The sequence below is a fragment of the Arthrobacter citreus genome (assembly GCF_038405225.1).
Classification (GTDB): Bacteria; Actinomycetota; Actinomycetes; order Actinomycetales; family Micrococcaceae; genus Arthrobacter_B; species Arthrobacter_B citreus_A.
The window spans coordinates 107,048-129,049 of sequence record NZ_CP151657.1; the positions used below are offsets into that span (position 1 = coordinate 107,048).

At 66.7% G+C, this 22,002-nt stretch carries 25 protein-coding genes; 22 read left to right on the forward strand and 3 right to left on the reverse strand.

Annotated elements, in window-relative coordinates; all coding sequences use genetic code 11:
- Nucleotides 1–60 precede the first annotated feature (60 nt).
- Genes paaB through AAE021_RS00505 form a run of 5 tightly spaced genes read left to right on the forward strand, consistent with a single transcriptional unit; the run spans nucleotide 61 to nucleotide 3,658 of the window.
- Entirely contained in the window at nucleotides 61–345 is a 285-nt protein-coding gene (paaB, locus tag AAE021_RS00485; protein ID WP_342025269.1) for a 1,2-phenylacetyl-CoA epoxidase subunit PaaB, read from the forward strand.
- Nucleotides 342–1,166 carry a 1,2-phenylacetyl-CoA epoxidase subunit PaaC gene (paaC, locus tag AAE021_RS00490; RefSeq protein ID WP_342023752.1) on the forward strand — a complete coding sequence of 275 codons (825 nt, stop codon included), beginning with the start codon at nucleotides 342–344 and terminating at the stop codon, nucleotides 1,164–1,166. The genes paaB and paaC overlap by 4 nt, the downstream gene beginning before the upstream one ends.
- Before the next feature lie 6 nt (nucleotides 1,167–1,172).
- Nucleotides 1,173–1,691 carry a 1,2-phenylacetyl-CoA epoxidase subunit PaaD gene (gene paaD, locus AAE021_RS00495; protein WP_342023753.1) on the forward strand — a complete coding sequence of 173 codons (519 nt, stop codon included), beginning with the start codon at nucleotides 1,173–1,175 and terminating at the stop codon, nucleotides 1,689–1,691.
- Between the two features lie 2 nt (nucleotides 1,692–1,693).
- Entirely contained in the window at nucleotides 1,694–2,866 is a 1,173-nt protein-coding gene (gene paaE / locus AAE021_RS00500; RefSeq protein WP_342023754.1) for a 1,2-phenylacetyl-CoA epoxidase subunit PaaE, read from the forward strand.
- A gap of 24 nt (nucleotides 2,867–2,890) precedes the next feature.
- Entirely contained in the window at nucleotides 2,891–3,658 is a 768-nt protein-coding gene (locus tag AAE021_RS00505; protein ID WP_342023755.1) for an enoyl-CoA hydratase/isomerase family protein, read from the forward strand.
- A 35-nt stretch (nucleotides 3,659–3,693) separates the two neighbouring features.
- Here the strand turns inward: AAE021_RS00505 and AAE021_RS00510 are convergent, their stop codons facing one another.
- A complete protein-coding gene (locus tag AAE021_RS00510) occupies nucleotides 3,694–4,125 on the reverse strand; it encodes a hypothetical protein (protein WP_342023756.1) in 432 nt (143 codons plus the stop codon).
- A 255-nt stretch (nucleotides 4,126–4,380) separates the two neighbouring features.
- Here AAE021_RS00510 and AAE021_RS00515 point away from each other — a divergent pair, with 255 nt between their 5' ends.
- The 5 genes from AAE021_RS00515 to AAE021_RS00535 all read left to right on the forward strand — a co-directional run bounded on the left by AAE021_RS00515 (nucleotide 4,381) and on the right by AAE021_RS00535 (nucleotide 8,232).
- On the forward strand, nucleotides 4,381–5,046 hold the full coding sequence (locus AAE021_RS00515) for a hypothetical protein (RefSeq protein WP_342023757.1): 666 nt from the start codon (nucleotides 4,381–4,383) through the stop codon (nucleotides 5,044–5,046).
- Between the two features lie 68 nt (nucleotides 5,047–5,114).
- On the forward strand, nucleotides 5,115–5,819 hold the full coding sequence (locus AAE021_RS00520; protein ID WP_342023758.1) for a copper resistance CopC family protein: 705 nt from the start codon (nucleotides 5,115–5,117) through the stop codon (nucleotides 5,817–5,819).
- A 154-nt stretch (nucleotides 5,820–5,973) separates the two neighbouring features.
- Nucleotides 5,974–6,558 carry a copper chaperone PCu(A)C gene (locus tag AAE021_RS00525; RefSeq protein ID WP_342023759.1) on the forward strand — a complete coding sequence of 195 codons (585 nt, stop codon included), beginning with the start codon at nucleotides 5,974–5,976 and terminating at the stop codon, nucleotides 6,556–6,558.
- A 2-nt stretch (nucleotides 6,559–6,560) separates the two neighbouring features.
- A complete protein-coding gene (locus AAE021_RS00530) occupies nucleotides 6,561–7,841 on the forward strand; it encodes a Dyp-type peroxidase (protein WP_342023760.1) in 1,281 nt (426 codons plus the stop codon).
- Nucleotides 7,842–7,977: 136 nt separating this feature from the next.
- Nucleotides 7,978–8,232 (forward strand): DUF6480 family protein, encoded by a 255-nt coding sequence (locus tag AAE021_RS00535; protein ID WP_342023761.1) that lies wholly within the window; start codon nucleotides 7,978–7,980, stop codon nucleotides 8,230–8,232.
- Nucleotides 8,233–8,319: 87 nt separating this feature from the next.
- On the opposite strand, the gene AAE021_RS00540 is transcribed toward AAE021_RS00535, so the two are convergent.
- On the reverse strand, nucleotides 8,320–8,784 hold the full coding sequence (locus AAE021_RS00540; protein ID WP_342025270.1) for an Lrp/AsnC family transcriptional regulator: 465 nt from the start codon (nucleotides 8,782–8,784) through the stop codon (nucleotides 8,320–8,322).
- 220 nt (nucleotides 8,785–9,004) lie between these two features.
- Between AAE021_RS00540 and pdhA the strand changes: the two genes are divergently transcribed.
- The 5 genes from pdhA (at nucleotide 9,005) to AAE021_RS00565 (ending at nucleotide 15,014) form a co-directional block, all read left to right on the forward strand.
- Entirely contained in the window at nucleotides 9,005–10,129 is a 1,125-nt protein-coding gene (gene pdhA, locus AAE021_RS00545; protein WP_342025271.1) for a pyruvate dehydrogenase (acetyl-transferring) E1 component subunit alpha, read from the forward strand.
- 11 nt (nucleotides 10,130–10,140) lie between these two features.
- Nucleotides 10,141–11,232, forward strand: a complete 1,092-nt coding sequence (locus tag AAE021_RS00550; protein WP_342023762.1) for an alpha-ketoacid dehydrogenase subunit beta — start codon at nucleotides 10,141–10,143, stop codon at nucleotides 11,230–11,232.
- The gene (locus AAE021_RS00555) at nucleotides 11,229–12,668 is read left to right on the forward strand and encodes a dihydrolipoamide acetyltransferase family protein (RefSeq protein WP_342023763.1); all 1,440 of its coding nucleotides are present in this window, start codon (nucleotides 11,229–11,231) and stop codon (nucleotides 12,666–12,668) included. The genes AAE021_RS00550 and AAE021_RS00555 overlap by 4 nt, the downstream gene beginning before the upstream one ends.
- Nucleotides 12,669–12,791: 123 nt before the next feature.
- On the forward strand, nucleotides 12,792–13,643 hold the full coding sequence (locus tag AAE021_RS00560) for an MBL fold metallo-hydrolase (RefSeq protein ID WP_342023764.1): 852 nt from the start codon (nucleotides 12,792–12,794) through the stop codon (nucleotides 13,641–13,643).
- An 18-nt stretch (nucleotides 13,644–13,661) separates the two neighbouring features.
- On the forward strand, nucleotides 13,662–15,014 hold the full coding sequence (locus tag AAE021_RS00565; RefSeq protein ID WP_342023765.1) for an MFS transporter: 1,353 nt from the start codon (nucleotides 13,662–13,664) through the stop codon (nucleotides 15,012–15,014).
- Here AAE021_RS00565 and AAE021_RS00570 read toward each other — a convergent pair.
- Nucleotides 14,986–15,897 carry a phosphatase PAP2 family protein gene (locus tag AAE021_RS00570; protein ID WP_342023766.1) on the reverse strand — a complete coding sequence of 304 codons (912 nt, stop codon included), beginning with the start codon at nucleotides 15,895–15,897 and terminating at the stop codon, nucleotides 14,986–14,988. The genes AAE021_RS00565 and AAE021_RS00570 overlap by 29 nt on opposite strands.
- A gap of 185 nt (nucleotides 15,898–16,082) precedes the next feature.
- On the opposite strand from AAE021_RS00570, the gene AAE021_RS00575 reads away from it, so the two are divergent.
- From AAE021_RS00575 to AAE021_RS00605, 7 genes are all read left to right on the forward strand, one after another.
- The gene (locus tag AAE021_RS00575; RefSeq protein WP_342025272.1) at nucleotides 16,083–17,051 is read left to right on the forward strand and encodes an o-succinylbenzoate synthase; all 969 of its coding nucleotides are present in this window, start codon (nucleotides 16,083–16,085) and stop codon (nucleotides 17,049–17,051) included.
- Between the two features lie 180 nt (nucleotides 17,052–17,231).
- Nucleotides 17,232–17,573 carry a hypothetical protein gene (locus AAE021_RS00580; protein ID WP_342023767.1) on the forward strand — a complete coding sequence of 114 codons (342 nt, stop codon included), beginning with the start codon at nucleotides 17,232–17,234 and terminating at the stop codon, nucleotides 17,571–17,573.
- Between the two features lie 117 nt (nucleotides 17,574–17,690).
- Nucleotides 17,691–17,957, forward strand: coding sequence for a hypothetical protein (locus AAE021_RS00585; protein WP_342023768.1), 267 nt, complete (start codon nucleotides 17,691–17,693; stop codon nucleotides 17,955–17,957).
- 199 nt (nucleotides 17,958–18,156) lie between these two features.
- Complete coding sequence (locus tag AAE021_RS00590; protein ID WP_342025273.1) at nucleotides 18,157–20,181, forward strand: PhoX family phosphatase; 2,025 nt, start codon at nucleotides 18,157–18,159, stop codon at nucleotides 20,179–20,181.
- A 186-nt stretch (nucleotides 20,182–20,367) separates the two neighbouring features.
- Entirely contained in the window at nucleotides 20,368–20,910 is a 543-nt protein-coding gene (locus AAE021_RS00595; RefSeq protein WP_342023769.1) for a hypothetical protein, read from the forward strand.
- 54 nt (nucleotides 20,911–20,964) lie between these two features.
- A complete protein-coding gene (locus AAE021_RS00600) occupies nucleotides 20,965–21,225 on the forward strand; it encodes a hypothetical protein (protein WP_342023770.1) in 261 nt (86 codons plus the stop codon).
- Nucleotides 21,226–21,307: 82 nt separating this feature from the next.
- Nucleotides 21,308–22,000 carry an HAD family hydrolase gene (locus AAE021_RS00605; protein WP_342023771.1) on the forward strand — a complete coding sequence of 231 codons (693 nt, stop codon included), beginning with the start codon at nucleotides 21,308–21,310 and terminating at the stop codon, nucleotides 21,998–22,000.
- Nucleotides 22,001–22,002: the final 2 nt, after the last annotated feature.

Consider the following 22,002-nt stretch of genomic DNA (forward strand, 5'->3'; position numbering starts at 1 on the left):
GCCAAGCCCGCAGGCACGCAGACTTCCGATACTCCGGGGACGGCCGCCGAAGCCGCGGCGCTGGGATCGGCCTGGCCGTTGTGGGAAGTGTTTGTCCGCTCCTCGCGCGGGCTCTCCCACGTCCATGCCGGCTCGCTGCATGCACCGGATGCGGAGATGGCCGTGCGCAACGCCCGCGACCTGTACACCCGCCGCAACGAGGGCGTATCACTCTGGGTGGTTCCGGCGTCGGCCATTATTGCCTCCGACCCGGATTCCAAGGGCTCCTTCTTTGAATCCCCGCAGGGCAAGGACTACCGCCACGCCACGTATTACACCAAGTCCGAAGGAGTGAAGCACCTGTGAGCTCGGACAGCGCCACCCGCATCACTCCCGGCAACGCCCTGCGCCCCGAGGACATCGCCGCGTCCGGCACCCTGGCGCCGGCCGACGTCGCCGACTATGCCCTGCGCCTCGGTGACGACTCCCTGATCCTGGCCCAGCGGCTGGGCTGGTGGATTTCCCGGGCTCCGGAGCTGGAGGAGGACGTGGCGCTGGGCAATATCGGCCTGGATCTGCTCGGGCACGCCCGGTCCTTCCTCACCTATGCCGGATCGGCGACGGGACGGACCGAGGATGACCTGGCCTTCTGGCGCCGGGAGGGCGAATTCCGCTCCGCGCACCTTTTTGAGCAGCCCAACGGTGACTTCGCGCGGACCATAGCCCGGCAGCTGGCGGCTTCCTTTTATTCTTTCGAGCTCTACACCGCGCTGGTGTCCTCCACCGATCCCACCCTGGCGGCCATTGCCGCCAAAGCGGTCAAGGAGGTGGATTACCACCGCGACCACAGCGCCCAATGGATCCTGCGCCTGGCCGGCGGTACCGACGAGTCCCGCCGCCGCATCAGCCGCGGACTGGAACTGGTGTGGCCCTATCTGGGCGAACTGTTCGACGACGACGACGCCGTGCGCGCCCTGGCCGGGTCCGGCGTCGCTCCACTTCCCTCCTCGCTGCGTACAAACTTCGACGCCGGCATCGGCGCCGTCCTGGGCGAAGCAGAGCTGGAAGTCCCGGACGTGCCGGCCGCACCGGGCGGCGGACGCCAGGGACGCCACAGCGAACATTTGGGCTATCTGCTGGCGGAGATGCAGGTGCTGGCCCGGGAACACCCCGGCGCCAGCTGGTAGGCAGCAATGACCGAAACCCGAACGCAGGCCGTGCGGCCCGCCGACCCCGCAGCTGCCCGCGCCTGGGACCTTGCCGCCACCGTCTGCGATCCCGAAATTCCGGTGCTGACCATCGAGGACCTCGGGGTGCTGCGCGGGGTTGAGGTTTCGGGTCCGGACAGCGTCACCGTGACGGTCACGCCCACCTACTCGGGCTGCCCGGCGATGGACGCCATCAGGGAAGACGTCACCGCCGCCCTGGCCGCCGGTGGCTTTGACCGCGTGCGGGTGGACCTGGTCCTGGCTCCGGCCTGGACCACCGACTGGATGAGCGAAGCGGGCAAGGACAAGCTCACCGCCTACGGCATCGCACCGCCCACCGGACTCGCCGCCGCCGGCCGGGTGAGGCTGGGCCTGAGCGTGAAATGCCCGCAGTGTTCATCACTGAACACGCGCGAACTGACCCGGTTCGGCTCCACCTCCTGCAAGGCGCTCTACGTCTGCCAGGAGTGCAGTGAACCCTTCGACTACTTCAAGGTGCTCTGACCATGCCCTCCACCGCGCCGGCGTCCGCTGCGACACCGCCAGCTGCCTCTCCGTCCCGCCGCACTGCCTTCCATCCCCTGACGGTCGCCGGGGTCCGGCGCCTGACGGAGGACGCCATCGAAGTAACATTCGCGGTTCCCGAGGCCCTGTCCGGGTCCTACGACTACCTTCCCGGCCAGTACGTTGCGCTGCGCACCACCCTGGACGGCCAGCAGATCCGGCGCAGCTACTCCATCTGCGCCGAACCGGTGCCCGGGGAAATCCGTGTCGCAATCAAGCGTGATCTCGGCGGAAAGTTCTCCAACTGGGCCAACGAACACCTCAAGGCCGGCGACGTGCTGGACGTGATGAGCCCGTCCGGCGGGTTCATCTCCAAGCATCCGATGAACGGGCTGAACCACCCCGAGGACCTCGACGTTTCCGGGGAAGACGTGTTTGTGGCCGTGGCGGCGGGATCCGGCATCACGCCGGTCATCGCCATAGCCCGCACCGTGCTCGCGTCATCGGGCACCGCCCGCTTTGACCTGGTGTACGCCAACAAAGCAGCCATGGACGTGATGTTCCTGGAAGAGCTGGCGGATTTGAAGGACCGGTATCCGTCCCGGTTTGCCCTGCACCATGTGCTGTCCCGCGAACAGCGCATCTCACCCCTGCTGTCAGGACGTATCGACGCCGGGAAGCTGGCCACCCTGATCGACGCAGTGCTGCCCACGCCCCGGGTGGACGAATGGTTCCTCTGCGGGCCCTTTGACCTGGTCCAGATGTGCCGGGACGCCCTTGCGGACCGTGGGGTGCCGGCGGAGAAAATCCGCTATGAACTCTTTTCCACCGGCCAGCCGGGCCGGCCCGAGGGCTCCACGGGACGTCCCGTCGTCGTCGACCCCGGTGCTGACAGCTACTCCATTACCTTCCGGCTGGACGGACTGCAGGGAAAGGTGGCCAGTCCCACCCATGCCCGCGAATCCATCCTCAATGCCGCGCTACGTGCCCGGCCGGACGTTCCGTTCGCCTGCGCGGGCGGTGTCTGCGGCACCTGCCGCGCCAAGATTGTTTCCGGCACTGTGGAGATGGAAGAGAACTACGCGCTGGAACCGGACGAGCTGGAAAAGGGATACGTCCTGACCTGCCAGAGCCGGCCCACCAGCCGGGAAGTCATCGTTGATTACGACGCCTAGATCCCTCAAGGAACGGAGCACCCCGTGATTGATCTGACTGTCACTGACGGCATCGCGGAAATTGTCCTGAACTCGCCGCGGAAATTGAACTCGCTGAATGAGGAGGCGCTGGCGCAGCTGTCCCAGGCGTACGACGCCGCGGCGGTGCCCGGGGTGCGCGCCCTCCTGCTGCGCGGTGAGGGGAAAGCGTTCTGCGCCGGCCGGGACATTTCGGTGGTGGATCCGGCAAATGACGATGCGTACGCCTTTTTGGGGGAGCGGGTCACGCCGCTGCTGCAGAAGATGGCCGCTTTTCCGGCGCCCACCTTCGCTGCGGTCCAGGGGGCATGCCTCGGCGTCGGACTTGGCCTTCTGGTGGCCACCGACGTGGTGTACGTGGCGGAGGATGCCAAGATCGGCTCCCCGTTTGCGGCGCTGGGCGCGGCCCTGGATTCCGGCGGACACTGGCTCTTTACCGAACGCCTGGGCACCCACCGTGCCCTGGACCTGATCTATACCGGCGACCTCATGACCGGGGCAGAGGCCGTAACCTCCGGGCTGTTCAGCCGTTCCTTCCCGGCCGGCCAGCTGCTGGAACACACCCGGGACATCGTGGCGCGGGTGGCTGCCGGTTCAGGCGGCGCCTACCGGATTTCCAAAGCTCTGGTGGCCGAAATCCGGGACTCACGAATTGGACTGTGGACCGCCATGGAGGAAGAGAACAAAGCCCAGGGCATCCTCAGCGGAACCCGGGACTACACCGAGGGGTTCTCGGCCTTTATCGAAAAGCGCAAACCCGTATTCCAGGACTGAGGCCAGGCGATTTAAAGCTCCGGGACGCGCCGGGATTAGGAAAACTCCACGGCCCAGTACAGTTCCGAATCGGCACTGACATCGATGGATATTCCCGTGCCGTCCTTGTAGGGGTTGATCCCGCTGATGACCTCCACCGGTCCGCAGGGGATCTCGGTGCGGGGTCCGCCGCTGATGGAGATGCTGGCGGTTCCGGTGTCGCAGACAAACCGCGCTTCCAACGGGCCGGTCAGGAGCGGGCCAAGGTGCAGCTGGTTCGGAGCGTCCGGGCCGGCAACTCCACCGCCGGAGGTGGATGTTTCCGGGACGCCACCGCCGTGCGAAGCTGCCAGTTCGGACTGCAGCTGTTCGATCCTGGCCGCGCCGGCATCAGCCGCGCCGGCATCGGCTGCGGCGGACTCCTGCCCTTCGGCAGTCCCCGTCCCGCACGCGGACACAAGCAGCAGGGCCGGGATCGCGATGCCCACAGCAGACGTCCTGATCCATGTGCCGGCTATCCTGCCGGTTCTCGTGCCGATTCTCCTGCTGGTAACCACTGCTGCCCCCGATCCAGCTTGTGTTTGGACGTTCCGCCCGTTTTCGACCACCCTAGCGGAATGCCCAGAGGCAGCCCCCGGACCGGCAGCCGCAGCCTATTCGACAACCTGTAGAAATACGGGAAGAATGTCTTGCAGCCGGAGAAGCACCTGCCGAACCGGCCCGAGCCGCATCCGGGAGGGATCATGAGCACGCGTGGCGCACGCCTGGTGCGCGGCTGGGCCGCAGCATTCGCGGCCACGGCCGTGGCTGCCGCCTCCCATGTGCTGGCCGGCGGCCTCATTCCCCACCCCTCCATTGTGCTGTTCTGCCTGGCGCTGTCCGGGATGGTGTCCTGCGCGCTGGCGGGGCGGTCGCTGTCCCTTCCCGGTACAACCGGAGCAGTTCTGGCCAGCCAGGGTATTTTCCACGTGCTGTTCACTGTCGGCGGCGCGGGAATCCCGTCCGCTGGTGCGGGCGCAGCCGCCCAGGAAAGCCATGCGGGTCACGCCGCCCACTCCGCTCATGCCATTCCGCTGAATCCGGACGCCTTTGCTCACTTGGCGGGGACAGGACAGGACGCAGCCGGAATGGCGGCCGGGCATTCCTCCGCGCTGATGTGGCTTGGCCACCTGCTGGCCGCCGCGGCCACCATTGCCCTGATCCGCAACGGAGAGGCCGCTTTGCTGCGCATCCTGGCGGCCATGCGGCTGCGCATCACCACCATCCTGCCGCTGATTCTTCCGCTGCCCCTGGGGCCGCGGATCCCCAAGCTCTCCGTGCTGGTTCCGGTTGCTCCGCTCCGGAACCTCGGCGTACCGCTGCTGGCCATGCGCCACCGGGGACCACCGGCTGCTGCTGTGTCCTTCTAGTCCCGCACCAATCCGTGCAGGGCTTTCCTCCCAGCAGCCGCCGGCAGCACGCCGGCCAGGAAGCAGCCATGTCTATTTTTTCGTACCCATCAGTTTTCTCCTCCACAGCATCCGTCCCATCAGGAGCATCAGGAGCAACAGCAGTATCCGCAGCATCCCGTCCCGTCCGCCCTGCGCAGGCACTCCGCGCACTGCTCCTCGCAGCCCTGATTTTGGCCGGTGGCGGCGCCGCGCTGGCTACCGCTCCGGCGGCGGCCGCGCATGACGAACTTGTCAGCACCCTTCCGGCTGCCGGAGAGCGGCTGGAAGCAGCACCGGCGGAATTGGAGCTGACGTTCAGCTCGGCCCTGATGGACCTGGGCAACCAAATTCAGGTCCTGGACGCCGAGGGACGGAACTGGGCCGAAAGCGCCCCCGTCCTGAACCGCGAAACCCTCGCCCAGCCGCTGCCCACAGATATGCCCAATGGAGAATATTCGGTCCGGTGGCGCGCCGTATCATCTGACGGCCACCCGATCACCGGAAGCTACGAGTTCCTCGTTGGCGCTGACGCTGTGGCAGGTTCCGCCGCCACAGCGGTTCCCTCCGAGGCCGGTGACAACGCGTCCGACGCCGAAGCGACCGAGAGCGCTGAAGGCACCGAGACGGCCGAAACCAACGACGGCGGACTCCCCGCCTGGCTGGTTCCCGGCATCACCGGTGGCGTCACCGGCCTGATCATCCTCGCCGTGTTCACCGTGGTCTCCCGGCGCAAGCGCGGCCGGACCGAGTAAACCGCCGCAGCCTTTCACGCTGCCGCACCCTTTCTGCTGCGCCCTCACCGGCGGAGCCTTCCCACGGAGGCGTCCACGCGACGTTCTCCCCCTTGCGGCGCCCTCAAGAACCCGGTTCCACGCGAGCCGCGCGCCCCACCACAGGAGCAGAACCATGACCTTTTTTCCTTCCCGCAGTTCGTATCGTTCCCACAAATCCGTGCTGCTGGTCCTTTCCACAGCGGTGCTCGGAGCAGCCCTGACGAGCGGCTGCGCAACCCCGCCGGAAACGCCGGATTCAGCTGCTGCCGCCTCGGGCGCAGCCAGCAACCCACCGGCCGCATCTTCCGCGTCCCCGGGCGAAGCGGCGCCCCTGACCATTGAGCACCCGTGGGTCAAGGCTGCAACCGGCGGCATGACCGGAGCCTTCGGAGACCTCACCAACAACGGCACCGAGGACCTGCACGTGGTGGCAGCGGCATCACCTGCAGCGGCCTCCGTGGAACTTCATGAAACGGTGCTCCAAGCTGACGGAACCGCAGCCATGGCGGAGAACGGGGACGGATTCACCATCCCGGCCGGAGAAAGCTTCGTCCTGGAGCCCGGGGCCAACCACCTGATGCTCATGGGACTGGAGCAACCGGTCCTTGCCGGGGATGAAGTTTCCTTCACGCTGACGCTCTCCGACGGCAGCAGTGTCGAATTCACGGCCCCGGCGAAGGACTTCGCCGGAGCCAACGAGAGTTACCACGGAGGGTGACCGTGACCGGGGATACTGAATCACCGTCCACCTGCGCCCGCCGCAAGGTTGTGAACCGGCGGCACCTGCTGTTCGGTGGGGCGGCAACCGGACTCGGCGCCCTGGCTGCCGTGGGCGTTCAGCTCACCGGAGGGCACGCCGGGCCGGACTCAGGGGAAGGCTTGGCGCCCGGGGCCGATGCCACCGGCGTCAACGGCACCACTGTGGTGCCCTTTTACGGAGCACGGCAGGCGGGGATCGAAACACCGGCACAGGCTCACTCCGTGTTCCTGGCCCTGGACCTGAAACCGGGCCTGACGGCGCAGCGGCTGGCGGCACTCCTGCGGCTGCTCACCGACGATGCTGCGGCCCTGACCCAGGGGCGCCCGGCGCTGGCGGACACGGAGCCTGAACTGGCGGTGCAGCCGTCGCGGTTGACGGTCACGTTCGGATTTGGTCCGGCCCTGGTGGCGCTGGCAGCACCGGACAGGGTTCCGGCGTGGCTGAAACCGCTGCCCGCCTTCGGGATCGACCGATTGCGGCCGGAGTACTCCGCCGGCGACCTGCTGCTCCAGATCTGTGGGGATGACCCGATGGCGGTGGCCCACGCCCGCAGAATGCTGCTGAAGGACAGCCGTTCCTTCACCTCGCTGCGCTGGGTGCAGCCCGGATTTCTGCACGCCTATGGTTCGGGACCTCCGGGTGTAACTCCGCGCAACCTCTTCGGGCAGAAGGACGGAAGCGGAAACCCGCGGGTCGGCAGCGCGGAGTTCGAACGTGTGGTGTGGGGACACGGGGGCATTAAGCCGTGGCTGGAGAACGGCACGTCACTGGTGATCCGGCGCATCGCCATGAATCTGGACACGTGGGACGAGCTGGACCGCCGCGGACGGGAAGAGAGCATCGGACGCACCCTGGCCAGCGGTGCGCCGCTGACCGGCACCGAAGAACATGATGAGCCCGACTTCGCAGCCCGCACCGGGCTCGGCTTCCCCGTGATCGCCGATTCCTCCCATCTGCGCAGGGCGCGGCCGGATGATGAACGGCAGCGCATTTTCCGGCGGCCGTACAACTACGATGACGCACCCGGAACGGCGGATGGCGCGGGACCGGGGATCTCAAATTCGGGGCAGCTTTTCGTCTCCTACCAGGCCGACGTCGAGCGGCAGTTTGTGCCCATCCAGCAGCGGCTTGACCAGCTGGACATCCTCAACGCGTGGACGGTTCCGGTGGGATCGGCTGTCTTCGCAGTGCCTCCCGGCGTCCCGGAAGGAAGGTTTATCGGCGAGCAGCTGTTCTCCTGAGGAAAATCGGCCCGGGTTGATCAACACCACGCTCAGGTACTAGGTTGGAGCTAATGATCAGCATGCTGATGATTGGCTCCGGCTTAGCCGCAGCGGTCGTTCCTCTGCATGCGTCACAGACTGGATGGAGGCACTGATGACGGACGGTTACGATCCGAACAATGACCCGGCCAACCCCGACAAGCCCAAGGATGCCGGGAAAAACCTGCGGGATGACACGCGTGAAGGAACCGGCAACGCGGCGCCCAGCACGGAGAAGGGTGCGCATGCCAACCCCGATCCGGCGGCGGGCAATGTCACCGGCCTTGAGCCCGGAGGGGGAGTTCCGCCCGGAGAGACTCCTCCCGCGGAAGATCAAATGAGCATGGATCAGGGACACGACGAAGACTGAGCCGTGAATCCTGAGCCCTGAGTTCAGGCGGCGGCCCGGCACCCGGAATGTGGGGTGCCGGGCCGCCGCTTTTCTTTTTGCCCGCGCCTACCGCGAGTCCAGGTCCTCGAACACCAGGAAGGTCTGTGTATCCAGCACGCCCGGCATCGATTGAAGCTGGTCGAAGATCACCTGCCGTAAATGAATGTTGTCCTCGGCCCGCACCAGGAGGATGACGTCGAAGGAGCCTCCCACCAGGGCAATGTGGTGGATTTCAGGAACCGCGCTCAGCTGTTCCTTCAGCTCCCGCCAGGAGTGCTGCCGGACCTTGAGCGTTACATAGGCTGATGAGCGCAGTCCCGCCTTGACCGGATCGATGACGGCGGTGAACCGGCTCAGCACCCCGGTTTCCGTGAGCTTCGCTATCCGCGAGTACGCGTGCGCCCGCGAAATGTGGACCGCCTCGGCCACGGCGGTGACAGAGGCCCGGCCGTTGCTGCTGAGTTCCGCCAGGATGCTGCGGTCAATGCCGTCCAGCCGGGGTGCCGCGTCCTGTTCGGTGTCCCGTGGCATAGTGTCCACGCCCTCTCCTGTAATCCAGCTCACATTTTGCAGTCTGTCCATCAGCGTAGCGGTATCGGCAGCAACCATCCACGGTTTCTGCATCCTCTGGATACGAATACGGGTGCGTCAGCATACTGGGATGACAGAACATCCACGGCAAAGAAGCCCCGCGATGGCCGCTGACGGAGGCAAAATGACTATTTTTACGGGCAATCCGCCCCCCGGTGCCATGGAAGACCCCCGCCGGGGCACCCGTTCACCCGGGGTCCCCGACACCGATGCGCATCTGCTTCCGTCCGGCGTTCCGGTCCAGCTGGTGGACCCGGACGGCAACCACCGCCACGATGACAGGTATCCGCTGCCCGACGGCGGGATACTCCGGGCCGCCTATGCCCGGCTGGTCACCGGCCGGCGCATCAATGACCAGGCGAACGCGCTCGTGCGGCAGGGCCGGCTCGCCGTTTATCCCTCATCGCACGGACAGGAAGCATGTCAGGTGGCCGCCGCCGTCGTCCTTGAATCCGGCGACTGGCTCTTTCCGACCTACCGCGACACCGTCGCGGTGATCTCCCGCGGTGTTGACCCGCTGCAGGTCCTGACGCTGCTGCGCGGCGACTGGCACTCCGGTTATGACCCCTATGAACACCACACCGCCCCGCAGGCCACCCCGCTGGCCACGCAGCTGCTGCACGCCGTCGGGGTGGCGCACGCGGCGAAGCTCCGCGGCGAGGACACCGTGGTCCTGGCCATGTGCGGTGACGGTGCCACCAGCGAAGGGGACTTCCACGAGGCACTGAACTTCGCCGCCGTGTTCCATGTGCCGGTGGTCTTTTTTGTGCAGAACAACGAATACGCCATCTCGGTGCCGCTGAAAAACCAGTCGGTGGCACCGTCGCTGGCACATAAGGCCATCGGTTACGGCATGCCGGGAGAACGGGTGGACGGCAATGACCTGGCCGCACTGCTCGCCGTGCTCGGCGCCGCGATGGAGCGGGCACGGGAGGGCGCCGGTCCGTCCCTCATCGAGGCGCACACCTACCGGATGCAGGCGCACACCAACGCCGACGACGCCACGCGCTACCGCAGCCAAGAGGACGTTCAGAAGTGGGTGCCGCGGGATCCGATGACCCGGATGCGTGCCTATCTCCGCGGCCTGAATCTGCTGACGGACGACGATGAACTCCGCTTCGCCGGGGACGCCGAGGCCGTTGCCTCGCACATCCGCGACGGTCTAAACACTGAGGCCGAACCGGATCCTCAGGAGCTTTTTGCCCACGTTTATGCCCGCCGTACCCCACAGCTTGAGGAACAGGCCAACCTGCTGCGCGATGAACTTTCGCGCCAGGACGGCTGAAAGGCACCACGATGACTGTTACCCAAACCGCGGAAGCCCCCGCAACCGCCGCGGCGGCACCGGAGTCCCTGACCTTTGCCAAGGCCCTGAACACCGCGCTGGCCGATGAAATGGCCGCCGACACCTCAGTGCTGATGTTCGGCGAGGACGTGGGCCCGCTGGGCGGCGTCTTCCGCATCACCGACGGACTGACCGCCCGCTTCGGAGCGGAACGCTGCTTCGACACCCCGCTGGCGGAGTCCGGCATCATGGGCATGGCCGTGGGTATGGCCATGAACGGCATGCGCCCCGTGGTGGAGATGCAGTTTGATGCCTTTGCCTACCCGGCCTTCGAGCAGGTGGTCAGCCACGCGGCGAAAATGGCCAACCGCACTCGCGGCAAGGTCCGCCTGCCGCTGGTCATCCGGATTCCCTACGCCGGGGGCATCGGGGGAGTGGAGCACCACTGCGACTCCTCCGAGTCCTACTACGCACACACCCCGGGGCTGACCGTCGTCGCCCCCGCCACCGTCGCCGACGCCTATACACTGCTGCGCGAAGCCATCCGGCTGAACGATCCGGTGGTGTTCCTGGAACCCAAAAAGCTGTACTGGACCAAGGAAGACGTGGACCTGGCCGCCCTGCGCGCCCGCTTCGATACTCCGGACGGCCATGCGGACGCATCGGCGCACGACGGCGGTCCCCGGCCCGGCGCCATCGGCACCGCCGCGGTGGCACGCAACGGAACCGATGCAACACTGATTGCCTACGGTCCGTCCGTTTCAATCGCCCTCGCCGCCGCCGAGGCCGCGGCCGCCGAAGGCCGGTCCCTGGAAGTGATCGACCTGCGCTCCATCGTGCCCTTTGACGACGAGACCGTCACCGCGTCGGTCCGCCGAACCGGCCGAGCCGTGGTCATTTCCGAAGCCCCCGGGTTTGCCTCCGTTGCCTCGGAAATCGTGGCCCGGGTGCAGGAACGCTGCTTCCACTCGCTGGCCGCGCCCGTGCTGCGGGTGACCGGATTCGACATCCCGTACCCCGCGCCCAAGCTGGAGCACTGGTTCCTGCCGAGCGTGGACCGGATCCTTGACGCCGTTGATGAGCTGCAGTGGGAGGACCAATGAGCGTGCGCACCTTCCTGCTGCCGGATTTGGGCGAAGGCCTGACCGAAGCCGAGCTGGTCACCTGGCTGGTGGCCGTGGGCGATGAAGTCCGCGTGGACCAGCCCGTGGCTGAAGTGGAGACCGCCAAATCGCTGGTTGAGGTGCCGTCGCCGTTTGCCGGCACCGTCGCGCAGCTGCACGGGGAAGCCGGACAAACGCTCGACGTCGGGCGCCCGCTGATCTCGGTGATGCCGTCGGCGTCGGCTGCCGCAGCGGCTGGTTTGCCGGCTGCGGAAAGCCCGGCTCCCGGGCACAGCGATCCCGACGGCGAAGCGTACCGGCAGGAGGAAAAGGCCGGCTCGGGCAATGTACTGATTGGCTACGGCACCCCCGGCGGGCACGCAGTGGCGCGGCGGACCCGCAGGTCACGGGCCAGCAACCCCGCGGCTGCTGCTCCGGTCCTTACTTCCGCCCAGGCCCTGCCAGCTGAAGCACCGCCCGCCGAAGCGCCGCGGTGCATTTCCCCGCTTGTCCGGAAGCTGGCACGGGACGGCGGACTGCGGCTCGCGGAAATTTCCGGGACCGGTCCGGATCGCCTGATCCTGCGCTCAGACGTTGAAGCGGCCCTTGCTGCTGCCGCCGGCAACGGGTCATCCGCCGTCGCCGCCGCGCCAAGTGGCGAAACGGATCCAGACCCGCGCACCGGCCCAACTGGCGGAGCGAGTCCAGACCCGCGCACCGGCCTGGCCATCGCGTCGCGCACCCCGGTCACCGGACTGCGGAAGACCGTCGCCGCAAACCTGACCGCCAGCCGCAGCATCATTCCCGAGGCCACCGTGTGGGTGGACGTGGATGCAACAGCGCTGCTCGAGCTGCGGGCGGACCTCAAGCGCCGGAATCCGGACACCACTCCGGGGCTCATGGCTTTCTTCGCCCGGTTTGTCCTGGCCGGGCTGGCAAAGTTCCCCGAACTCAACACCCGCTTCGATCCGGCAGTTTCTCCGGCGGAAGGTGCGCAGCTCACCGCCTACGAGGGCGTGAACCTGGGGTTCGCAGCGCAGACGGACCGCGGACTTATGGTGCCCTCGATCCGGCGGGCGGACACGATGAACGCCCGGCAATTGGACGCCGAAATCCGCCGCCTCACAACCGCTGCACGGGCTGGCCGGGCGACACCGGCGGAGCTGACGTCGGGCACGTTCACGCTGAACAATTATGGAGTGTTCGGGGTGGACGGCAGCGCCGCGATCATCAACTATCCGGAGTCGGCCATCCTGGGTATCGGACGCATCATCGACAAGCCGTGGGTGGTGGACGGAGCGCTGGCGGTCCGGAAGCTAACCGAGCTGACCCTGGTGTTCGACCACCGGGTGTGCGACGGCGGCACCGCCGGAGGCTTCCTGCGCTACGTTGCCGACGCCGTCGAAAATCCGGGCAGCGTGCTCGCCGATCTGTGACCGGGGGCGTGCGGCGCGCCCGGAACGGTTGAAAGCAACAATTGCCGTCCGGCACCGCCTCCGCCGCGCCGGCGGGATAGGTTGGAGGCGACACTTCGCACCCGAACCCGGAAGGACCATTCCATGACCGACGCAGCCGGGCAGGACACCGCAACGTGGCGGGAGGTGGCTCCCCGGGTGCTGGTGCACACCAACCCGGGATTCGGCATGAACACGGGCCTCGTCATCGGCGACGAGCGGGCGCTGATCATTGACACCGGTGCCGGGCCGCGGCAGGGCTGCGCCATCCTCACCGCCGTCCGGGAGCGCACCGGCCTGCCGCTGATCGCGGTCAATACGCACGCGCACTTTGACCATTACTTCGGCAACGCCGTCCTCGCCGCCAACGGCGTGGAGGACATTTGGGCGACCAGCCGCTGCGCCGCCGTCATCGCCGAATCCGGCGATTCCCAGCGTCCCGCCGTCGCGGAAGTGGAAGCTGAGATGGCCGCAGGCGAAGGCGTCCACACCGAGATTCGGGTTCCCAACCGGCTGGTGGACGGTGCCCCCGTGGACCTGGATCTGGGCGGGATCTCCGTGACCCTGTTTCATTTGGGCCGCGGGCACACCGACCATGACCTGCTGGTTGGCGCCGGGGACGTGCTGTTCACCGGAGACCTGGTGGAGCAGGGCGCTGACCCGTCCTTCGAGGATTCCTTCCCCAAGGAGTGGATCCGGACGCTGGGCAAGATGGCGGCACTCGATGATCTCTACACCCACTTTGTGCCCGGCCACGGCACTCCGGTGACCGTGGACTTCGTGACCACGCAGATGAACAAGATGCGCACCGCCGTCGCCGTCACCCGCAGCGCAATGGATCAGGCCTCCGTGGACATGACCAAGGCCATCCCGATCCTGCCGTACGGGCCGGAACAGTCCCGCGCGCTGCTGATGCGGCTGCGCACGCTGGCCCGCTGGAAGTGGCTCAAGCAGTAGGGGCGGTAGCCTGAACCGGTGCCTGCCGACTCCTTCAGCCTCAAGACCATAGCCATTCCGGCGTTTGGGCCCACCCTGCTCTACGGCGTGGCGACCGGCGCCATCCTGCCGGTCATCGCACTCACCGCACGGGACCTTGGCGCCACCGTGGCGCTCGCGGCCCTGGTGATTACCCTGACCGGGATCGGGTCCCTGCTGACCAACGTTCCCGCAACCGTGCTCACCACCCGCTTCGGCGAAAAGTGGGCGCTGGTCATCGCATCCCTGTGGTGTGCCGCCGCGATGGTCACCGCTGCCCTGGCACCGGTGCTGTGGCTCTTCGCCGTCGCCGTGTTCATGGTGGGCATGGCCGGGTCGGTGTTCGGACTGGCGCGGCAGAGCTACCTCACCGAAGCCGTGCCGGTGTATTTCCGGGCGCGGGCCTTGTCCACGCTCGGCGGGGTGAACCGGATCGGTGTGTTCGCCGGTCCTTTCGCGGCCGCCGGCGCCATCCACTTCACGGGTACCCCGGGCGCCTACTGGGTGGGGGCCACGGCAGCCCTGCTGGCGGGCGTCATCAGCCTGAAGGTTCCCGAGCTCCGCCTCCCCGGGGACAGGATGAGCCGCTCCGGCAGGGCGAACCGAAAAACCGGGGGTACGGGATCCGGCGGCACGGGCAGGGGCAGCGGCACCGGTCCGGGACTGCCGGTAGCTCCGGCGCCCACGGTGCGGTCGGTCCTGCGCAGCCACGGCCGGGTGTTCCGGACCCTGGGCCTGGGAATCCTGCTGATCGCCGCGGTAAGGGCGTCCCGGCAGGCGGTCATTCCGCTGTGGGCCCAGCACATTGGCCTGGACCCCACCCAAACCGCGCTCATCTACGGGCTGTCCGGCGCCATCGACATGCTGATCTTCTATCCGGCGGGCAAGGTCATGGACCTGAAAGGCCGGCGCTGGGTGGCGGTGCCGTGCATGCTCACCATGGCCGCGGGCCTGGCGCTGATGCCGCTGACCAGCAACGGAACCGGGCTGCTGCTGGTCTCCCTGGTGCTGGGGTTCGGCAACGGCATCGGATCGGGCATTGTCATGACCCTGGGCGCTGATTTCTCGCCCTCCCCGGGCCGGCCGCAGTTCCTGGGCATCTGGCGGCTGCTCGCCGACACCGGCACCATGGCCGGCCCGGCGCTGCTCTCGGCGGTGACCGCACTCGCGTCCCTCTCAGCCGGCATCGCGGCAACCGCCGGGCTGGGACTGCTGGGGGCCGCGGCTCTGTGGTGGTGGGTGCCCAAGGGGCGCCCCGGCTACGGACAGCCGGCCGAAAACTCTGCGGGGAAACCGGGGAAACCGGGGAAACCGGCGGGACCGGTCAGTGGGCCGGATCTCCCGCCTGCATAGAGAACAGCCAGCAGGCCAGCGCGCTGAGCACGTACCCCACTCCGACAATCAGGCTCAGGCCGGACCAGAAGTACAGCAGCATGGACTCGCTGCTGCCCAGCACCGTGGCCCCGCTGGTGGCATACAGATAGGCGCCCACCGCCAGCGCCAGGGCGAGCAGGCCCGGAATGGCGCACAGTGCCGTAAACACCGGTGATCCTCCGCGGCGCCGGCCGCCGGGAGGCCAGTAATTCCAGTCCGGTGTTGTCCGCATCATCACCAGTCCGCCGATCAGCGTCCAGGTGCCCACCACCAGGAAGGAGGCGACGACGTCGGCCGGGCGGTGCCAGAGGTTAATGAACGTGGCCGCTCCCGCGAGCACGGCGTAGCTGCCGCCCGCCGCCGCAACAACCGGACGCCAGCGCGGGGACGCCAGCAGGAAGACCACCGCGGCAGCGGACGCCGCCAGCGTGGTGTGGCCGGAGGGCAGGGAATTGAAGTCGAGCGTGATGACCCCGCGGTCGGGCCGGTCAAAAAAGAGCCGCTTGAGCAGCTGGCTGCTGATATTCGCTGCTGCAAAGGTGCTCAGCGCAATCACCGCCGGGGCCAGCCGCCGTCGTCGCACCGTCACCACAAGGACCACAGCGCCGGCGATAAAAACCGACAGCAGCGGCAGATTATCCAAGAACTCCAGGACCGGCAGCGGGGAAGCGGGCATCGCCACTTCGGCTTCGCGCCAGGCTGATTCATCCGCAAGCTGGCCAGTGGTGGTACGGACAAATGCCCAGTAGGTCACCGCCACCGCGGCCGCGCAGAGCATGGCCCCGAAGAGGAAAACAGCAGCGTTGTGGGCGGGGCGGCGCTGGGATGGAGCACGCCTGTTCAGGAGATTGCGGGTATTCATTGTCTCCTAGTCTGCCACTGGATCTTGGCACTTAGCTGAACGACCAGCGTGACCGCACTCATGCGGCGGGGGACCGATGCCGGGACTAGGCTGGCTGGGTGGCTATCCCAGATCTTCCCCCGGTGACCGGCTTCCGCCCGGGCCTGTCCGCCCTGCTTTCCGAAGCCCGCGTGGTGTCGGTCCCCATGCGGGTTAAATTCCGCGGCATCCTGCACCGCGAGGCGCTGCTCCTTCCCGGCCCGGCGGGGTGGGGCGAGTTTTCCCCCTTCCCCGAGTACGACGACGCCGAGGCCGCACCCTGGCTCGCCGCCGCCCTGGAAGCGGCGGGGGAGGGCTATCCCGAACCGGTCCGGACCTCGGTGCCGGTCAACGGCACCGTGCCCGCCGTCGGCGTCGACCAGGTGGAAACGGTCCTGGCCCGGTTCGGTGCGGTGCCGGCCGTTAAGGTCAAGGTGGCCGAACGCGGCCAGACGGTGGCCGAGGACCTGGCCCGGGTGGCCGAGGTCCGGCGCCTGCTGCCGGACGCCGGCATTCGGGTGGACGCCAACGGTGGCTGGGACGTACCCACCGCCGTCGCAGCCCTGGAAGCCCTCGCCGAGGCCGGGCTGGAATACGCCGAGCAGCCCGTTCCGGACATTGCCGGGCTGCGTGCGGTGCGCGAAGAACTGGCGCGCCGCGGGGTTCCGGTGCTGATAGCCGCCGACGAAAGCGTACGCAAGGAAACCGATCCGCTGCGGGTGGCCCGGGAAGACGCCGCGGATTTGATCGTGGTCAAGGTGGCCCCGTTGGGCGGAGTGCGCCGGGCACTCGCCATCGTGGCTGCCGCCGGGCTGCCCGCCGTCGTCAGTTCGGCGCTGGACACCTCGGTGGGCATTCGTGCCGGCGTCGCGCTGGCCGCGTCCCTGCCCCAGCTGCCGTATGCGTGCGGACTGGGCACGTTGTCCCTGATGGACGGCGATGTCACGGAGGAACCGCTGCTGCCCGACGGCGGAGCGCTGGCCGTGCGCGGTGTGCCCGTGTCCGAGGAGCTGCTGGAGCGCCATGCCGCCGATGCGGACGTGACCCGGTGGTGGCTGGACCGGCTGGCCCGGGTGTATGCGCACCTTCCGGGCGTTTCTGGCGCTCAGGGGCCCACGGACGCCAGGCAGCAGTAGCCAGCTGCGGTTTCCCTCCACTTTGGGAAATCCCTCCGCTGCGCAGTGGCAGGGATTTCCCAAACCGGAGGGTTTCTCCCAAAACGGAGGGTTTCGGCTCCTCCGCTGGTGGCTTTGGTAGCCTCGCACCTACGAAGCAGGTTCACCGGAAGCTATGGCCAAACACGGGGGAGACAGACCATGCAGGTGTTGCAGCCAGGCGTCATTGTTCTTATCGGGCTGAGCTTGGGCGTTGTGAGCGGCCCGGCGCGGATCCCGGACATGAAATGGATTCCCTGGCTGGCCGCTGCCGTCCTGACAGCTTGGAGCTATACGGCGCTTCTGGTTCTCTGGGAGATTTCCCTGGCTGAAGCCCTTCTCTTCTTGGTCGCCCTGTTCGGGGGATCGGTCCTTTACGGCGGCAGGCTGTGGCAGCAGCTTGGCCTGGAACCCGGACTTTCCTACTGGGAGTGGGTAAAGCGGGACTTTGTCCACACCCGGTACCTGCGCCGCCTCTACCGGACCTCCCGGGCCAACCGCTAGAAACACAGGGGGACTCCGGGCCGCCGACGGCGTTTCGACTCTTTCGTTTCGACGCCTTCGTTTTGACTCCGATGCACAGCGGCGCAACGATGGAAAATTCCCCAAAGGAGGTTATTCGTGAAATATGCACGTTCCTTAGCGACTCTCTTCCTCGCCGCCGGTGGCCTGGTGGTGTGGATCGTTGCCGATCATCTGTTGCTGGGCCTGGGAATGACGGCAGTGGCGCTGGCGCTATGGGCCGGCGCTCCCAGCGTCATAGGGCGGCTTGGATCATTCGCCGGATCAACTGACGCCTCCGAGCCACAGCGGGTTCGCGAATACCGCGCCGGCCACCACGGCGCAACGATTGCCGACGGCATCCGTGCCGTGAGGCGGAAGGGCTAACGGCCAGCTGGTTGTTCACCCGGCGTTAAACCTCCGGTCTCCAACGCGTCGCCTGCCCCTGCCAGCGTGGGCAGCGACATGCACCCCCGGAGGAAGGCCGATCCCTTTGACGAACCAGCTGAACGCACCCGCACCCGCAGACTCTGCACCCGCAAACCCTTCACCGGCAAATGCTGCCCTGCGGAAGAAGCTGCTGCCGATGCTCGGCCATACCCGCGGCAAGCGCAGCGCCGTCACCTGTGCCCTGAAATGTGACAATGCCTGCAGTAAGGCAGTGTGCAACACCTCCGCCAACAGTTACTTCCGGGACATCGTCTCCGCGGAGTTCTCCCGGCGCACCGCACTTGGCGCCGGAGCGGCGGGAGTCTTGGGCGCGGCGGTACTGGCGCTGAGCGGTCCGGCGACGACGGCGGCAGCGGCACCACCCGGCCGCGGGCCGAAGGCGGGGCGCCTGGCCTTCACACCGATCGCACCCGTGGATGCTGCCGTCGACAGCTTCGATGTTCCCGCCGGCTATGACTGGGAACCGCTGCTGCGGTGGGGAGACCCGTTGTTCGCAGATTCCCCCGAGTTCAACTTTGGCGCCCAGAACGCCGCAGCCCAGGCCCGCCAGTTCGGCTACAACAATGACTACTTGGAAATCCTCCGCCAGCCCAACGGCAAAAAGGGCCTGCTCGTCTGCAATCACGAGTACGTCAACCCGGAGATCATGTTCCCGGCGGCCCCGGCTTCAGCCGCTGAGGAACTGGAGCGGCGCAACATCTTCCGCAACGCCGTCGGCATGTCGGTGGTGGAACTGGAACGCAGCAACCGCGGGAAGCCCTGGTCCTACGTCCGCGGCGCCAAGTTGAACCGGCGCATCACCCTGGACACTGTTTTTGAACTCACCGGTCCCGCAGCGGGTTCCGACCTGCTCAAAACGGCAGCTGACCCGCAGGGCCGGTATGTGTCGGGCACGCTGGGCAACTGCGCCGGCGGCAGCACTCCGTGGGGGACCGTGCTCTCCGGCGAGGAAAACTTCAACGGGTTTTTCCGCACCGACGGCACCAGCGCCGAGGACAAGCGGTACGGGCTGGGCAGCGAGGCTACGGCCATGGGCTGGGAACAGGAAGACCCGCGGTTTGACGCCCGCACACCGGAAACCCGGAATGAACCGAACCGGTTCGGCTACATCGTGGAGCTGGACCCCGAGGACCCGGAATCGGTGCCGCGCAAGCACACCAGCCTGGGCCGGTTCAAGCACGAGGGCGCCAACGTCATCATTGCCCGCAACGGCAGGGCTGTTGCGTACTCCGGCGACGACGAGCGCTTTGACTACCTCTACAAGTTTGTCTCGAAGAACAAATACCGGAAGAACGACAAGCGCCACAACATGACCCTGCTCAGCGAAGGGGACCTGTACGTGGCCCGGTTTGCCGGCAATTCACCGGAATCCGAAATTGACGGCACCGGAGCCGTACCCAGCGACGGCGGATTCGACGGTCGGGGCACCTGGCTGCCGCTGGTGGTGCGCGGCAAGTCGGCCGTGGCCGGGATGAGCGTGGAGGAAGTCCTCGTCTACACCCGGCTTGCCGCGGACAAGGCCGGAGCCACCAAGATGGACCGCTGCGAGGACGTGGAGCCAAACCCCGCCACCGGGCACGTGTATGTGGCCTGCACCAACAACTCCAACCGCGGCGTCGACGGCAAGGCACCCGTCGATGAGGCGAACCCGCGGCGCGAGAACCGCGACGGACACATCGTCGAAATCATCGAAGCCCGTGACGACGCGACGGCCACCGACTTCCGCTGGAACCTGCTGATGCTCTGCGGCGATCCCGCCCAGGGTGACGTCACCTATTTCAGCGGCTACCCCCGGGACAAGGTCAGCCCGATTTCCTGCCCCGACAATCTGGCCTTCGATTCGGCCGGCAACCTGTGGATTTCCACCGACGGGGCGCCGTCGGGCATCGGTTACAACGACGGACTCTTCAAAGTGGGGCTGTCCGGGCGGGAGCGCGGCAGGGTGGAACAGTTCCTGTCCGTGCCGCGCGACGGCGAAACCTGCGGACCGGTGATCCACGACGAGGAATCCATGGTGTTCGTGGCCGTGCAGCACCCCGGGGAGGACGGCAGCTACGGCGCGCACACCTCCTACTTTCCCGACTACGTGCCCGACGGCGGAACACCGGGCAGGGGCGAAGTACGGGCCCCGCGACCGTCAGTGGTGCAGGTCTTCACATAGGACACCAACCCCGGCTGGCCCGGACACAAGGGACGGCATTGAATAAAAGATGCATTTACATTTACCATTCCGTGATAGTGCACCCTCTCCTCATTCCTGTTTGACATCTGCAGATGGGGCCGTAAGTATGGAAATGTAATAAGCAATAGCAAGTTGCAAATTCATGCACAATGGGGGTAGTGAAAAATGAATAACAACAAGCTTAGAACAACGCTGTTGAGTGCTGCGGTTACGGTTGGTCTCGTGATGGGTGGGGCCTCAGCGGCAGCGGCGCACCCAGCTGCGCCGGAGAAGTCCGGCTCGCCCGCGGCCGGATCAGTAAACGCCGCCACCGCGAATATCTCCACGGCCGATATGGAGGATGGGCTTAACGTCCTCATGTCTATCCCGGATGCCGTACTGATGCAGGGCGACGCGGCCACTCAGCAGTGGCTGCAGCAGAACCCGGGAGTCTCCGGTTCCAGTAACGGCGTCGCAACAATGGCCGCGGACTTCTGGGGATGCTCAGGTTCCATCGTGCTGGCGTTGGGTGGAGTGGCGCTTCCCGCCGCGAAAATCCTCAAAATCAAGAAACTCATGAACGAGCTCGGCGGCGTGACCGAAGCGGTCAGGACAATGTGGGGCGCCAGCTTCAGCTACGAGAAGATGCAGGCAGCAGGCGGCGCCCTGGGTGCACTGGGCGCAGAGCTGCTGGGAATAGCAGGAATTAAAGAAAAGTGCTTCAACTAGCTTCGAATGGTTTTATGCAATAAGTTTGACTATTTTCCTCAGGAGGAAATTGTCGTGAAGTATATTATTCCGTCTCTCATTCTCGTCCTGGCCGTTGCCGGCATCGCCGTCTGGCTGTTCGCGGACAACCTGATGCTGGGTCTTGGCATGACGGCTGCGGCCCTTGTCCTGTGGGCAATCGCCCCAAGCACCCTGGGCCAGCCCGGAGGTTCCAGCGGGACAACAGTCAAGGTCGATCCGCAGCGGGTCAAGGATTACCGCACCGAGAACCCGGGTGCCACGATTGCTGACGGGATCCGCGCCACGCGGCCGTAGACAAATGAACCACACAACTGCAGGGTGCCCATGAGGAAGACGGGCAGCCTGCAGTTGTGTGGTCTTCGGATAGGTTGTCCCCATGACGGCCTTTGACGCAGTGATCTTCGACTGGAGCGGCACCCTGGTGCATGATCCGCCGCTCCGCGACCGGGTGGCAGCCGCCGGAGCGAGGCTGGGACGGCCGGATTCTCCGGAGGCGGACCGGATCTGCGACGCCCTGGCCCGGCATGAAAACGATCCGGACATCGCCGCAGCCCAGCTTGAAGCCGACACCTCCAGCGCCAAGTACTGCGCCGCCGAAACCCTGCACTTTGACCGCGCAGGCCTGGACGAGGAGCTTGCCGAAAGCCTGCTGCACGTGGATGAGGACCCCGCGTTCCGCCCGTTATATCCGGATGCGCTGCCGGCACTGCGGCGGCTGAAGGAGTTCGGGTGCCGCATCGCCGTGCTGAGTGACATTCATTTCGACATCCGTCCGCTGCTTAAGGAACAGGGCGCCGGCGACCTTATTGACGACTACGTGCTCTCCTTCGAACACGGGGTCCAAAAGCCGGATCCCCGGATCTTCGAGTTGGCGCTGGCACGCCTGGAGCTGCCGGCGCACCGGGTACTGATGGTGGGAGACCGGTCAACGCACGACGGCGCTGCGGCGGAATGCGGCATGGCCACGCTGCTGCTTCCCCGGCTTCAGGCATTTGGCTGCCGCGGCCTGTCCATGGTCGAGAATCTGGTCCAGGGACACGGAAACGTCCAGGGGCAGGGGCAGGGGTAGGC

Coding starts and splice junctions, on each gene's coding strand:
- paaD (WP_342023753.1), top strand. CDS start 1,173: ATGACCGAAACCCGAACGCAGGCCGTGCGGCCCGCCGACCCCGCAGCT.
- paaE (WP_342023754.1), top strand. CDS start 1,694: ATGCCCTCCACCGCGCCGGCGTCCGCTGCGACACCGCCAGCTGCCTCT.
- AAE021_RS00515 (WP_342023757.1), top strand. CDS start 4,381: ATGAGCACGCGTGGCGCACGCCTGGTGCGCGGCTGGGCCGCAGCATTC.
- AAE021_RS00520 (WP_342023758.1), top strand. CDS start 5,115: ATGTCTATTTTTTCGTACCCATCAGTTTTCTCCTCCACAGCATCCGTC.
- AAE021_RS00525 (WP_342023759.1), top strand. CDS start 5,974: ATGACCTTTTTTCCTTCCCGCAGTTCGTATCGTTCCCACAAATCCGTG.
- AAE021_RS00535 (WP_342023761.1), top strand. CDS start 7,978: ATGACGGACGGTTACGATCCGAACAATGACCCGGCCAACCCCGACAAG.
- AAE021_RS00540 (WP_342025270.1), bottom strand. CDS start 8,784: ATGCCACGGGACACCGAACAGGACGCGGCACCCCGGCTGGACGGCATT.
- pdhA (WP_342025271.1), top strand. CDS start 9,005: ATGGAAGACCCCCGCCGGGGCACCCGTTCACCCGGGGTCCCCGACACC.
- AAE021_RS00550 (WP_342023762.1), top strand. CDS start 10,141: ATGACTGTTACCCAAACCGCGGAAGCCCCCGCAACCGCCGCGGCGGCA.
- AAE021_RS00555 (WP_342023763.1), top strand. CDS start 11,229: ATGAGCGTGCGCACCTTCCTGCTGCCGGATTTGGGCGAAGGCCTGACC.
- AAE021_RS00560 (WP_342023764.1), top strand. CDS start 12,792: ATGACCGACGCAGCCGGGCAGGACACCGCAACGTGGCGGGAGGTGGCT.
- AAE021_RS00570 (WP_342023766.1), bottom strand. CDS start 15,897: ATGAATACCCGCAATCTCCTGAACAGGCGTGCTCCATCCCAGCGCCGC.
- AAE021_RS00575 (WP_342025272.1), top strand. CDS start 16,083: ATGCGGGTTAAATTCCGCGGCATCCTGCACCGCGAGGCGCTGCTCCTT.
- AAE021_RS00580 (WP_342023767.1), top strand. CDS start 17,232: ATGCAGGTGTTGCAGCCAGGCGTCATTGTTCTTATCGGGCTGAGCTTG.
- AAE021_RS00590 (WP_342025273.1), top strand. CDS start 18,157: ATGCTCGGCCATACCCGCGGCAAGCGCAGCGCCGTCACCTGTGCCCTG.
- AAE021_RS00595 (WP_342023769.1), top strand. CDS start 20,368: ATGAATAACAACAAGCTTAGAACAACGCTGTTGAGTGCTGCGGTTACG.
- AAE021_RS00605 (WP_342023771.1), top strand. CDS start 21,308: ATGACGGCCTTTGACGCAGTGATCTTCGACTGGAGCGGCACCCTGGTG.